Source organism: Micromonospora sp. NPDC051006 (assembly GCF_044456245.1).
Taxonomy (GTDB): Bacteria; Actinomycetota; Actinomycetes; order Mycobacteriales; family Micromonosporaceae; genus Micromonospora.
Window position 1 is genome coordinate 144,768 of the sequence record NZ_JBITFP010000001.1, and the last position, 12,499, is coordinate 157,266.

Here is a 12,499-nt window from a genome sequence, read left to right on the forward strand (position 1 = left end):
CCCCGGACAGCCCCGTTGATCATGAAGTTATCGCCCGACAGCACGGCGTGTCGCGGCGATAACTTCATGATCAACCCGCAGGGGTGGGGCCGTGCCAGGAGCGCCAGAGGGCGGCGTAGGAGCCGTCGGCGGCGACCAGCTCGTCGTGCGAGCCCAGCTCGGTGATCTGGCCGTCCTCGACCACCGCCACCCGGTCCGCGTCATGAGCGGAGAAGAGCCGATGCGCGATGGCGATCACCGTCCGGCCTTCGAGCACGGCCGCGAGGGACCGCTCCAGCGCCCGGGCGGCACGCGGGTCGATCAGCGAGGTGGCCTCGTCCAGCACCAGGGTGTGCGGGTCAGCCAGCACCAGCCGGGCCAGCGCGAGCTGCTGGGCCTGCGCCGGGCTGAGCGGGTGTCCGCCGGAGCCGACCATCGTGTCCAGCCCGTTCGGCAGCGCGTCCGCCCAGTCCAGGGCCGCCACCGCGGCCAGGGCCGCCCGGACGTCCGCCTCGGTCGCGGCGGGCCGGACCATGGCGACGTTCTCGCGAAGCGTACCGATGAAGACGTGGTGTTCCTGGGTGACCAGCGCGACGTGCGAACGCAGCTCGGCCAGGGGCAGCGTGTCGAGCCGGCGACCGGCCACGGTGACCGAGCCGCTGCCCGGCGCGTGCACCCCGGCGAGCAGCCGGCCGAGCGTCGACTTGCCGGCGCCCGACGGGCCGACCATGGCCAGCTTCTCCCCCGGCTCGGGCGCCAGGGTCACCCCGTGCAGCACGTCGCGACCCGCCCGGTACGCGTAGCGGACGTCCCGGGCGACCAACTGCCGCTCCCGGTCGCCCGATCCGCCGCCAGCGCCGACAACGGCGGCGGCCGGCGGGGCGCAAGCGGCAGCCGGCGGGGCGGACGCGCGAGCCGGTGCGGCGGCGGTGCCGGGTTCGGCCACGCCGAGGAGGCGGGCCATCGAGGCGCCGCCGACCTGCAACTCGTCCAGCCAGGAGAGCAGCCGGTCCACCGGGTCGACGAGCTGCTGCACGTAGAGCGTGGCGGCGGTGACCTGGCCGAGGCTCACCCAGCCCTTCAGATAGAACCAGCCACCGAAGATCAGGGTCGCCACCACCGGCACCACGTAGCCGATCTCGGCCACCGGGAAGAAGATGGTCCGCAGATAGAGCGTGTAGCGCTCGGCCGCGTACGACCGGCGGATGTCGGCGTCGGTGCGGGCCCGGCGGCGCGCCTGCTGGCGCAGCGCCTCGGTGGTCCGCGACCCCTCGACGGCCTCGCTGATCCCGTCGGTGATGTCCGAGTAGGCCGCGTTCTCCCGCAGGTACCCGGCGGGCGCCCGGCGCAGGTACCAGCGGGTGCCGGCCCAGAGCACCGGCACCGCGATCAGGCAGGGCACCGCGAGCAGCGGGCCGACCAGGAGCAACGCGCCGATGATGAAGCCGGCGGTGACGATCGCGATCAGCGTCTCGGGCACCGCGAGGCGGACCGTCCGGGACAGCGCCGAGACGTCCCGGGAGGTGCGCGTGAGCAGGTCCCCGGTGCCGGCCCGCTCCACAGTGGCCAGCGGCAGGGCGAGCACCCGGTCGACGAACTCCTCGCGCAGCTCGGCGAGCACCCGCTCACCGAGCCGCGCCGAAGCCAGGTGGGCGAACCGCACCAGCACCGCCTGCACCAGCACGAAACCGGCGATCAACAGGGCGATCCGGTCCACCGTCACCCGGGACGTGCCCCGGGAGATGCCCTCGACCAGGTCGCCGAGCAGGCGCGGGGCGACCAGGCCGGCCGCCGCGCCCAACGCGTGCAGGCCGAGCGCGGCGGCGAGGGCACGCGGATGACGGCGGACCAGCGTACGCGCGTAGCGGCGCACCTGCGCCGCGTCGGCGACCGGCAGCGCGACGGCCATCAGTCCTCCCCTCGGCTGACCGTGCTCCGATAGCGCGGCTCGGTGTCGTGCAGGTCGGCGTGGCTGCCCTCGGCGACCACCTTGCCGTCCTCCACGAAGATCACGTGGTCGGCGTGCCCGAGCAGCAGCGGGCTGGTGGTGCAGACCAGGGTGGTGCGGCCGTCGCGGGCGACGCCGAGCCGCGCCGCGATCCGGGCCTCGGTGTGCGCGTCGACCGCGCTGGTGGGCTCGACGAGCAGCAGGGTCTCCGGGTCGGCGACCAGCGCCCGGGCCAGCCGCAGCCGCTGCTGCTGCCCGCCGGAGAACTCCCGACCACGCTCGGCGACGAGGCTGTCCAGCCCGTCCGGCAGCGCGTCGACGATGTCGGAGGCGCTCGCCGCCCGCAGCGCCGCGTCGAGCGCCGCGTCGTCGGCCGCCCCGTGCGGGTCCAGCTCCGCGCGGAGCTGCCCGGTGAAGAGCCGCGCGTCGTTGTCGGCCACCAGGACCCGCTCCCGCACCGTCGCCAGCGCCAGCTCCCGCAGCGGTACGCCGTGCAGCGTCGCGTCCGAGTCGGTGTACCGGCCGAGCCGGTCGACGATCGCGACGGCGTCCTCGGGCACGGCGGCGGCCAGCGCGGTGAACCGGCCCGGCGGCACCCGCACCCCGGACTCGACGTCGACCAGCTCACCCGGGCCGTCCGGCACGGTCGCCGAGCGGGCCGGGTCGACCAGCTCCGGGGTGAGCTGTAGCAGCCGGACCACCCGCCGGGCCGCCACGTGCCCACGGGTCAGCTTGTCCACCGCCTCGGTGAGCTGCCGCAGCGGGCTGACCAGGAACGCCGTGTAGCCGTAGAAGGCGACGAGCTGCCCGGCGCTGATCTGGCCGGCCAGCGCGAACCGGGCACCGAGCCAGGTCACCAGCACCAGGAACGCGCCGGGCAGCAGCACCTGCGCCGCCTCCAGCAGCGCCTGGACCCGGGCCACCCGGACGCCGTGCGTACGAAGCGCCTGCGACTCGTCGCGGTAACGGGCCGAGAGCACCGGTTCGCCGCCGACGCCCCGCAGCACCCGCAGCCCGGAGACGATGTCGCCGGCCCGCGTGGTCAGTGCCCCCTCCGCGTCCCGGTACGCGTGCTGCTGCCGGTGCAGCGGCCGGATCAGCAGCCCGACCACCGCCATCAGCACCGGTACGCCCAGGACCACGACCAGGCCGAGCGGCATCGAGGCGTCCAGCAGGATCACCGCCACGGTCGCGATGGCGACCAGCGCGCCGGTGCCCCGGGCGGTGATGTCGATCGCGTGGCCGATCTGTTCGATGTCCGACGTGCCGATGCTCACCACCTCGCCGGTGGCGACCCGGCGGGGCAGGGCCGCACCGAGCCGGTTCGCGGTCGCCACGGTGAGCTGCACCGTCCGGTAGGCGGCGGCCAGCCAGTTCCGCACCGCGCACTGGTGGCGCAGGATCCCCGCGACGGCCTGGAGCACGCCCAGGCCGAGGAGCACCAGACCCCAGGTGAGCAGCGCGTCGGAGTCCCGGCGGCTGAGCCCGTCCACGGCCCGACCGACGGCGGCCGGCATCAGCGCCTGGGCCACCATCCAGGTGACACCGAGCAGCAGCCCGGCGCTGAAGAGCAGCTTGTGCCGGGCGGCCAGCCAGATCAGGTAGCGGGTCGCCGACCGGGAATCGGGTACGCCGGGTTCCCCGGCCGGTGAGAAGCGCATGGCCCTTCGACGCTAGGCGGCCGACGGGTGGCGGCGCGAACCAATTACCGCCCGCTGATCAGCGGTCGACCTGCGTGAAGTCCCACGAGTGGGGCGGCCGGGCGACCAGCATGGCGGGCGGGTCGGGCAGCGGCCGCGGGCTGTTGCGCCATTTCGAGATGACCACGACCCGGTGGTCGGTGGAGGAGTAGACCTCACTGGACACGTGCAGCGGGTCGTGCTCGAAGTCGGGCAGCGCGGTGTCGCAGACCCAGGTGATCAGGTCCGCGACGGCGTACGACTCCGCGCGCGCCTCCCACATCCTGACGATCATGTCGGCCGCCCCCGTCACACGCTGACCGTGGTGAGCGGCAGGGCCGAGTCCGCCGGCAGGTCGAGCCGGCTCGGTGCGACGCCGGCGGCTACCAGGTGCGAGCCGAGCGCGGCCACCATCGCCCCGTTGTCGGTGCAGAGCTTGGGACGGGGCACCCTGACCCGGATGCCGTGCTTCTCGGCCCGCTGTTCGGCCATCGCGCGCAGCCGCGAGTTCGCCGCCACTCCCCCGCCGATGACCAGCGTCTCGATCCCGTTGCTGCGGCAGGCGTCCAGCGCCTTCCTGACCAGCACGTCGCAGACCGCCTCCTGGAAGGACGCGGCCACGTCCGCGACCGGCACCGGCTCGCCGGCCCGCTGTCGGGCCTCCACCCAGCGGGCCACCGCGGTCTTCAGGCCGGAGAACGAGAAGTCGTACCGGTGCGCGGCGAGGTCCTTGGCGGCGGTCAGCCCGCGCGGGAAGCCGATGGCCGCCGGGTCGCCGGACCGCGCCTCGCGGTCGATCGGCGGGCCGCCCGGGAACGGCAGCCCGAGCAGCCGGGCGACCTTGTCGAACGCCTCCCCGGCGGCGTCGTCGATGGTGGCGCCCAGCGGGGTGACGCCGCGGGCCAGGTCGTCGACGAGCAGCAGCGACGAGTGCCCGCCGGAGACGAGCAGTGCGATCGCCGGCTCGGGCAGCGGACCGTGCTCCAGGGTGTCCACCGCCACGTGCGCGGCCAGGTGGTTCACCCCGTAGACCGGCTTCTCGGCGGCGAGCGCGTACCCCTTGGCGGCGGCCACCCCGACCAGCAGCGCGCCGGCCAGACCGGGGCCGGAGGTGACCGCGATGGCGTCGATGTCGGCGAGGGTGACGCCGGCCTCGGCGAGCGCCCGGTCCATGGTCGGCACGATCGCCTCCAGGTGGGCCCGGCTGGCCACCTCGGGCACCACGCCGCCGAACCGTGCGTGCTCCTCGACGCTGGAGGCGAGCGCGTCGGCGAGCAGGGTGTGCCCGCGGACGATGCCGACACCGGTCTCGTCGCACGAGGTCTCGATGCCGAGGATGAGCGGTTCGTCGGCCATGGGATCAGTCCTCGTCCCGCTGCATGACCAGCGCGTCGGTGTTGCTCGGTTGGTAGTAGCCGCGCCGCACCCCGATCGGCTCGAACCCGTACGTCGCGTAGAGCCGCTGGGCTGCGGCGTTGTCCACCGCAACCTCCAGCAGGGTGCTGCGCGCGCCGCGCCGGGTGGCCTCGGCGAGCAGCTCTTCCAGCAGGACCCGGCCGACGCCGCGCCGCTGGGCGTCGCGGCGGACCGCGATGTTCTGCACCCACACCTCGTTCGGCGGGGCCCCGGCGAGCCCGGCGTAGCCGAGCACCGCGCCGTCGGCGTCGACGGCGACCCGGTAGTGGTGCCCGTTGGCCAGCTCGTTCCAGAACATCGCCGGCGACCACTGCTCGGCGCCGAAGAGGTCCGCCTCGATCGGCAGCACGTCGTCGATGTGCCACCACCGGAACCGCTCCAGGTGGATCCCGCTCACGGCAGCACCGGCTTGCGCGCGATGGTCGCCACCGCGTCCGGACGACGCAGGTAGAGCGGGGTGAGTCGCTCGCTGGGCGCGCCGGCCCGGATCCGCTCGCCGGCGAGCAGCGCCAGCACGGTGGCGTCCGGGTAGCGCGGCTCGACCCGGACCGGCAGGCCCAGCGCCTCGGCGTAGCGGTGCGCCCCGTCGCCGACCGCGACGGTCGCCGCCAGCTCGCGGGCGCGCGCGGCGGCCACCGCCGGCGTGGACACCTCGGGCCCGACGATCCGCTGGCCGGCGCCGTCGTAGACGGCCCAGTAGAGCTCCTTGCGGCGGGCGTCGCTGGCGGCCAGCACCGGCTCGCCGGCCGCCGCCGGGTGGCCGATGCCGTCCAGCGAGCAGACACCGTACGTGGGGATGCCGAGCACCTGGCCCATGGTGGCGGCGGTGACGAGGCCCACCCGCAGCCCGGTGAAGGGCCCCGGGCCGAGCCCGGCGACGATGGCGCCCAGGTCGCCCGGGCGGGCGTCGGCGTCGGCCAGGACCGCGTCGACCTGGGGCGCGAGCAGTTCGCCGTGCGCCCGGGCATCGACCGTGCACCGGTGCGCCCGGGACGTCACACCGTCCGCCGAAACCTCCACCAGCGCCGCGGTCACCGCAGGGGTCGAGCTGTCCACCACGAGTACGAGCACGGTAAGCCAGCCTAGCCGCCCCCGTCGTCACGCCCGGTAACGCCCCGCCCCCACCGACACCCGGCCCGCACCGCGCGTCGGCCCGACGACCCCTCCGGGGGGCGCCGCCAATCGGACTGCTGCTCCCCCGCCTGCACCGGCGAGCGTGATACCGCTGAGTCATCAATATGCCTCTGCGGTATCGCGCGCACTGGGACATGCCCGACCATGCCGGAATGCCAACCCGCCTCGTCCACCTCCTCGGCCGTACCGTCCGGCAGCAGCGCGAGTCGCGCGAACTCAGCCAGCGCGAGCTGGCGAGCCTGGCCGGCGTCAGCCAGGCCACCGTGGCCCGAATCGAGCGCGGCGACCGGGCGGCCGGCTTGCCGCTGCTGGAGCGGCTGCTCGCCGCGATGGACGTGCAGCTCACCGTGGCGGTCGAGCCGCTCGACGCGCACGTGGACGCCACGCTGGCCGAGCTGGCCGCGCGCCCGCTGGCCGACCGGATCGACGAGCTGGGCCTGCACCGGCTGCTGGACAACCTCGGTGACCTGCCGTACGTGATCACGGGCGGCACGGCCGCGCTGCTCCAGGGCGCCCCACTCCCGGTCGACACCCTGGAGGTCGCGATCCGCTGGCGCGACTCGGCCCGCTTCACCCGGTGGCTCGAGGCCGCCTACGGGCAACGCTGGAACGCCCGGTGGGGTGAATTCGGCGGCGTGCACCTGGAGCCCGAGGAGCAGGGCGAGCACCGCTGGCAGACCCGCCACGGCGAGATCCGGGCGAGCATGTGCGACGAGCTGCCCCACGCCGTCGAGGTGCGGCACGGCGAACGGAGCTATCCGGTGGTGCCTCTGGTCGACCTGGAGGTGACCGATCCGCGCGCGGCCGAGCTGCTCCGGCGCCATCGTCGGCGGCGGGCGGGGTCAGCCGGCTGACTTCTCCCAGTCGATGGTGGGCAGGCCGGCGTCGGCGAGTGCCTTGTTGGCCGCGCTGAACGGCCGGCTGCCGAGGAAGCCGCGCGGGTTCATCGGGCTCGGGTGACCCGCCTCCAGCACCACGTGCTGCGGGTTGGTGACCAGCGCCGCCTTCTTGCGGGCGTAGCCGCCCCAGAGCAGGAAGACCACCCGACTCGGCGACGCGTCGAGCGCCCGGATGGTGGCGTCGGTGAACTCCTCCCAGCCGGAGTTGGCGTGCGAGCCGGGGGTGGCCTGGCGAACGGTCAGCACCGAGTTGAGCAGCAGCACACCCTGGGCCGCCCACCCGTCGAGGTTGCCGCTGCGCGGCTTCGGCACCCCGAGGTCCTCGCCAAGCTCCTTGAAGACATTGCGCAGCGACGGCGGGACGCTCACCCCCTCGCGGACGCTGAAGCTGAGCCCGTGCGCCTGCCCGGCCCGGTGGTAGGGGTCCTGCCCGAGGATCAGCACCCGGCACGCCTGCGGCGAGCAGAGCCGGTAGGCGGAAAAGAGGTCCGCCAAGGGCGGGAAGACGGTCCCGGTGGCGTATTCCCGGGCGACGAACTCGGCCAAGGCCGCGGTGCGGGCCGGATCGAGGTGCGGGGTGAGGGCGGCCCGCCACTCCTCCGGCAGTAGCGCGAGCAGATCCAGGGCGGGTACGTCGGGCATCGGCAACCTTTCGCAGTCGGTCGGCCCTTCCTACCAGCCCGCTCCGACAGCGTGCCGGCGGACCGGCTCCGGTCAGCGCAGAGCGGCCAGGCGCTGGGCCCAGTCGCCGCCGACCGGGTCCAGCTCGACGATCCGGGTGTCGTCGTCACGGCGGTCGATGCGGACCCGCAGATGCGCGTCGACCAACTGCTCGACCATGCCCTCGCCCCACTCGACCACGGTCACCGACTCGTCCACCGAGGCGTCCAGGTCCAGGTCGTCGATCTCGGCCCGCGGGTCGGCGGCCTCGCCCAGCCGGTACGCGTCGGCGTGCACCAGCGCCACCCGCCCGCCCCGGGCCCGGTCCGGCCGGTGCACCCGGGCGATCACGAAGGTCGGCGACGTGATGTCGCCGAGCACGCCGAGCCCCGCGCCGATGCCCTGGGTCAGCGCGGTCTTGCCGGCGCCCAGTGGCCCGGTCAGCAGGACCAGGTCGCCGGCGCGCAGCACACCGGCGAGCCGATGGCCGAACTCGTGCGTGTCGGCCAGGGTCGGCAGCTTCACGACCTGACTCACAGTCCCTCCAGGAAACTCGCCAACGCGGCGTTGACCTCGACCGCGTGTTCCAGCATGACCACGTGCCCACTGTCGGAGATCTTGATGAACTCGGCGTGCGGCAGCCGCCGGACGATCTCCTCGGAGTGGGTCACCGGGGTGATCATGTCCTTGTCGCCGACCACCACGAGCACCGGTGTGTCGGCGAGCGCGGCCAGCGCGGGATATCGGGAGTGCGTAGCGAGCGTCCGCAGGTAACGGGTGACCGTGTCCGCGGACGTACGCGAGTTCATCGTCTCCACGTACGACACCAGGGCCGGGCTGGGCTTCCGGGTGCCGAAGCCGTACTTCCGGGTCAGCAGCCAGGCCACGTTCGAGGTCGACTTGCGGGCCTTGTCGATCACCGTGCCGCCGTACCGGGTGGCGTTGCTCATCATGAACAGCATCGGCCCGCCGACCCGGCCGAGCAGCGCCGGGGCCACCAGCTTCGTCTCGGCGAGCAGCCCGCCCGAGGTGGCCATCAGCACGGTGCCGACCACCCGGTCGCCGAACATCTCCGGGAACAGTTCGGCGAAGGCCATGATGGTCATCCCACCCATCGAGTGACCGACCAGCACCAGCGGCCCCTCGGGGGCGGTCCGGTCGATCACCCGGCGCAGGGTGTGACCCAGCGCGGCGAGGTCGTACTCCCCGGTCTCCAGCCGGCCGGAGCGGCCGTGCCCGGGCTGGTCGTAGGCGACCACCCGGTGCTCGCCCCGCTCGGTGAGCATCCGGCGCTGGAAGTGGAACGTCCCCATGTCCAGGCAGAAGCCGTGCACCAGCACGACCGTCGGGTTGCCCGGCACCGGGCGGGTCGGCTCGACCACCTCGACGTGGATGTCGGTGCCGTCCGGCAACTCCAGCCGGAACGCCTCGTCGTACCGCAGCTGGTCGAAGGGTTCGAGCGCGCAGGGATCGGACGGGTCGGCCTTGAGCCGGCGGACCAGGGCCCGCTCGGTGGCGACACCGGCGGCGAGCCCGGCCGCGGCCACGCCCACCGCGGCGCCGACCACCCCGGCGACCCGACCGGTCGCCGTCCGCGGCCGGGGAATGCGGTACCGACTCACGGGGCCACCTTGGCTCGCGACTGCGGGGCTCGCAAACCCGGCTCACTCCTCGCGCTCACGGGCGCTCGCCGTCGTAGACCCGCGGCACCCGGGTGCCACCGAACCGGGTGACGATCTCGTAGTTGATGGTGCCCACCGCGTCGGCCCAGTCGTCAGCCGTCGGCTCACCGTCCGCGCCACTGCCGAAGAGCGTCGCCACGTCGCCGGCGGCCACCGGGTCGTCGCCGCAGTCCAGCACGAACTGGTCCATGCAGACCCGGCCGGAGATGACCCGCCGGGCGCCGCCGAGCTGCACCGGTCCGCTGTTGGAGGCGTGCCGGGGCACCCCGTCGGCGTAGCCGAGTGGCACCACCGCCAGGTTCGACTCCCGGTCGGTGGTGTAGGTGTGCCCGTACGAGACGCCGGTGCCGGCCGGTACGCGCTTGGTGAGCATCACCCGGGCCCGGGCGGTCATCGCGGGGCGCAGCCCGAAGGTCTCCCCGGCGATCGGCGAGAGTCCGTAGACGGCCAGCCCGGGCCGGACCAGGTCGAAGTGGGTGTCCGGCCGGGTGAGGGTGGCCGCCGAGTTGGCCAGGTGCTGGTAGCGCGGGCGCAGCCCGGCCTGCTCGACCATGGCCAGCCCTTCGTGGAAGACGGCCAGCTGCCGGTCGGTGGTCGGGTGACCGGGCATGTCGGCGTAGACGAAGTGGCTCCACACCCCGACCACCTCGATGAGGCCGTCGGCCTGCGCCTTCGCGGCCGCGTCGAGCAGAGCCGGCCAGTCCGCGACGGTGGCCCCGCCGCGGGAGAGGCCAGTGTCGATCTTGAGGTGCAGCCGGGCGGGGCGCTCGGCCCGGCGGCTCGCGTCGAGCATCTCGTCCAATTGGGGCAGGCTGGCGGCGGCCAGGTCGACCCCGGCGCTGACCCCCTCGTGCAGCGGCAGCCCGGGGGCGAGCAGCCAGGCCAGCACCGGCACGGTGATCCCGGCCCGGCGTAGCGTGAGCGCCTCGTCGAGGGTGCAGACGCCGAGCCAGTCCGCGCCGCCGTCGAGCGCGGCGCGGGCGGACGGGATCATGCCGTGGCCGTACCCGTCCGCCTTCACCACCGCCATCAGCTCGGCGGTGGTGCCGGACCGGAGTCGGCTCACGTTCTCACGGATCGCGTCCAGATCAACGCGCACCTCGGCCTGCCACATGGCCCCAGCCTACTTTCCACCGTGATCACGCCGTTGGTCGACGCACGGCGACCGCCCGGAACCGGTCGCCGGGACGGTCGGCGGGACGGTCAGCCCAGCCGGGCGACGACCGGACGCAACGCGGTCGCCACGTCGGGCGCGGTCACCGGTCCGCCGCGGGCCGCTTCCCGGCCGGCCAGCCCGTGCAGGTACGCCGCCGCGGCGGCCGCCTCCGCCGCCGGCACCCCGCCGGCGAGCAGCGAGCCGAGCAGCCCGGCCAGCACGTCCCCGGTGCCCCCGGTGGCCAGCGCCGAGGTGCCGGTCGGGTTGACGTACGCCTGGCCGTTCGGGGTGCCGATCACCGTGCGGTCGCCCTTGAGCAGCACCACCGCGTTCATCCAGGCGGCGAGCCGCAGCGCGGCGGAGACCCGGTCCGCACCCGGCTCCTCCCCGCTGAGCCGGGTGAACTCCCGGTCGTGCGGGGTGACCACGATCGGCGCGTCCCGACGGCGCAGCTGCTCGGCGAGCGAGCCGTCGACCAGCAGGGTGAGCGCGTCGGCGTCGAGCACCACCGGCACCGGCGCGGCGAGCACCGCGCGCAGCTCGCTCGCCGCGTCGTCGCCGGTGCCCAGCCCCGAGCCGCAGACCCACGCCTGCACCCGGCCGGCGTCGGCGACCCGGCTGGTGGCGATCACCGACGGGTGCTGGTGCACCACCTCGGCCCGGGCGCCGCCGGCGTAGCGGACCATCCCGGTCGGCCCGGCCAGCGCACCGCCGACGGAGAGCACCGCGGCGCCCGGATAGGTCGCCGAGCCGGTGGCCACCCCGACCACCCCCCGGCTGTACTTCTCCGAGGCCGGGCCGAGGGTCGGCCACCAGTCGACGACGTCGGACCACTCGGTGACCCGCAGCGCGGGACTGCCGCGCAGCCACGGCTCCAGCCCGATGTCGACCAGCTCGACCTGGCCGGCCAGCGGCGCGGCGGGGCCCACCACCAGCGCCGGCTTCAAGGCCCCGAAGGTCACCGTCACGTCGGCCCGGATCGCACTCGGCCGGCCGGCGGCGGTCATCGGCACGTGGCCGGTGTCCACCGCGACCCCGCTCGGGACGTCCACCGCCACCACCGTGGCCCGTTCGCCGTCCCGACCGCGGTGCCGGACCAGGCTGGCCGCCAACTGCTCCGCGGTCTCCCGCAGACCACCCGTGCCGCCGATCCCGACGATCCCGTCCAGCAGCAGGTCGACCACGGCCGGTGGCCGGTCGACCACGCGTCCGCCGGCGGCCCGCAGCGCGGCCAGCCCCTCGGCGTGCGCCCGCCCCGGGGTGACCAGCAGAGCCGACACGGCCGCGCCCCGCCGGGCCAGTTGCGCACCGGCGAAGAGGGCGTCGCCGCCGTTGTCGCCGGAACCGACCAGCAGCAGCACCCGCGAGCCGTACACCCCGCCCCGGTCGGCGAGCAGCAGCGCGCAGCGGCGCGCCAGCCCACCGGCCGCGCGCTGCATCAGCGTCCCGGGCGGGAGGGTGGCCATCAGGCCGGCCTCCGCCGCGCGTACGTCCGCCACCCGCCACACCGGTCTCATGCCGTCGGCCCCCGTCCCCACTCGCGGGCGTGCCGGTCGGCAGCCCGAGCGATCTCAGTGTTCCGCGACCACCATCGCCGAGGCGATCCCGCCGTCGTGCGACAGCGAGAGGTGCCAGCGGCTCACTCCGCGCTCGATCGCCGCCGCGGCCACCGTGCCGGAGACGGTCAGCCAGGGCCGCCCGTCCGGGTCCGGCACGATCTCGCAGTCGTGCCAGCTCAGCCCGGCCGGCGCGCCGAGCGCCTTGGCCACCGCCTCCTTGGCGGCGAAGCGGGCGGCGAGCGACTCGGGCGAGCGTGGATTGCCGGAGCGGGTGTAGCGCTCGGCCTCGGTGAAGAGCCGGTCGGCGAGCAGCGGCGTCCGTGCGAGCGCCCGGGCGAACCGGTCGACCAGGACGACGTCGATGCCGACAGCGACGATCACCAGCTC

At 74.7% G+C, this 12,499-nt stretch carries 13 protein-coding genes; 1 reads left to right on the top strand and 12 read right to left on the bottom strand.

Features of this window, described 5'->3' with window-relative positions; all coding sequences use genetic code 11:
• Positions 1-70: 70 nt before the first annotated feature.
• From ACIBBA_RS00640 to tsaB, 6 genes are read right to left on the bottom strand one after another with little or no spacing between them, the layout of a single operon-like run.
• Complete coding sequence (locus ACIBBA_RS00640) at positions 71-1,888, bottom strand: ABC transporter ATP-binding protein (protein ID WP_396692486.1); 1,818 nt, start codon at positions 1,886-1,888, stop codon at positions 71-73.
• Entirely contained in the window at positions 1,888-3,588 is a 1,701-nt protein-coding gene (locus ACIBBA_RS00645) for an ABC transporter transmembrane domain-containing protein (protein ID WP_396692488.1), read from the bottom strand. The genes ACIBBA_RS00640 and ACIBBA_RS00645 overlap by 1 nt, the downstream gene beginning before the upstream one ends.
• Positions 3,589-3,646: 58 nt before the next feature.
• Positions 3,647-3,901: a hypothetical protein gene (locus tag ACIBBA_RS00650; RefSeq protein ID WP_396692490.1), complete on the bottom strand. Its 255-nt coding sequence runs from the start codon at positions 3,899-3,901 to the stop codon at positions 3,647-3,649.
• 14 nt (positions 3,902-3,915) lie between these two features.
• Entirely contained in the window at positions 3,916-4,962 is a 1,047-nt protein-coding gene (gene tsaD / locus ACIBBA_RS00655; RefSeq protein WP_396692492.1) for a tRNA (adenosine(37)-N6)-threonylcarbamoyltransferase complex transferase subunit TsaD, read from the bottom strand.
• Between the two features lie 4 nt (positions 4,963-4,966).
• Entirely contained in the window at positions 4,967-5,419 is a 453-nt protein-coding gene (gene rimI, locus ACIBBA_RS00660) for a ribosomal protein S18-alanine N-acetyltransferase (RefSeq protein WP_396692494.1), read from the bottom strand.
• Positions 5,416-6,093, bottom strand: a complete 678-nt coding sequence (gene tsaB / locus ACIBBA_RS00665) for a tRNA (adenosine(37)-N6)-threonylcarbamoyltransferase complex dimerization subunit type 1 TsaB (protein WP_350871325.1) — start codon at positions 6,091-6,093, stop codon at positions 5,416-5,418. The genes rimI and tsaB overlap by 4 nt, the downstream gene beginning before the upstream one ends.
• Positions 6,094-6,308: 215 nt before the next feature.
• On the opposite strand from tsaB, the gene ACIBBA_RS00670 reads away from it, so the two are divergent.
• Complete coding sequence (locus ACIBBA_RS00670; protein ID WP_396692496.1) at positions 6,309-7,010, top strand: helix-turn-helix domain-containing protein; 702 nt, start codon at positions 6,309-6,311, stop codon at positions 7,008-7,010.
• On the opposite strand, the gene ung is transcribed toward ACIBBA_RS00670, so the two are convergent.
• From ung to ACIBBA_RS00700, 6 genes are all read right to left on the bottom strand, one after another.
• Positions 6,999-7,697: a uracil-DNA glycosylase gene (ung, locus tag ACIBBA_RS00675; RefSeq protein ID WP_396692498.1), complete on the bottom strand. Its 699-nt coding sequence runs from the start codon at positions 7,695-7,697 to the stop codon at positions 6,999-7,001. The two genes, ACIBBA_RS00670 and ung, sit on opposite strands and share 12 nt — an antisense overlap.
• Positions 7,698-7,769: 72 nt before the next feature.
• Positions 7,770-8,252 (bottom strand): tRNA (adenosine(37)-N6)-threonylcarbamoyltransferase complex ATPase subunit type 1 TsaE, encoded by a 483-nt coding sequence (gene tsaE / locus ACIBBA_RS00680; RefSeq protein WP_357050953.1) that lies wholly within the window; start codon positions 8,250-8,252, stop codon positions 7,770-7,772.
• Positions 8,249-9,337 carry an alpha/beta fold hydrolase gene (locus tag ACIBBA_RS00685; RefSeq protein ID WP_396692501.1) on the bottom strand — a complete coding sequence of 363 codons (1,089 nt, stop codon included), beginning with the start codon at positions 9,335-9,337 and terminating at the stop codon, positions 8,249-8,251. Before ACIBBA_RS00685 ends, tsaE begins: the two co-directional genes overlap by 4 nt.
• Before the next feature lie 55 nt (positions 9,338-9,392).
• Positions 9,393-10,511, bottom strand: coding sequence for an alanine racemase (gene alr / locus ACIBBA_RS00690; RefSeq protein WP_396692503.1), 1,119 nt, complete (start codon positions 10,509-10,511; stop codon positions 9,393-9,395).
• A gap of 89 nt (positions 10,512-10,600) precedes the next feature.
• Positions 10,601-12,070: an NAD(P)H-hydrate dehydratase gene (locus ACIBBA_RS00695; protein ID WP_396692505.1), complete on the bottom strand. Its 1,470-nt coding sequence runs from the start codon at positions 12,068-12,070 to the stop codon at positions 10,601-10,603.
• Positions 12,071-12,124: 54 nt separating this feature from the next.
• A complete protein-coding gene (locus ACIBBA_RS00700) occupies positions 12,125-12,493 on the bottom strand; it encodes a holo-ACP synthase (protein WP_396692507.1) in 369 nt (122 codons plus the stop codon).
• Positions 12,494-12,499: the final 6 nt, after the last annotated feature.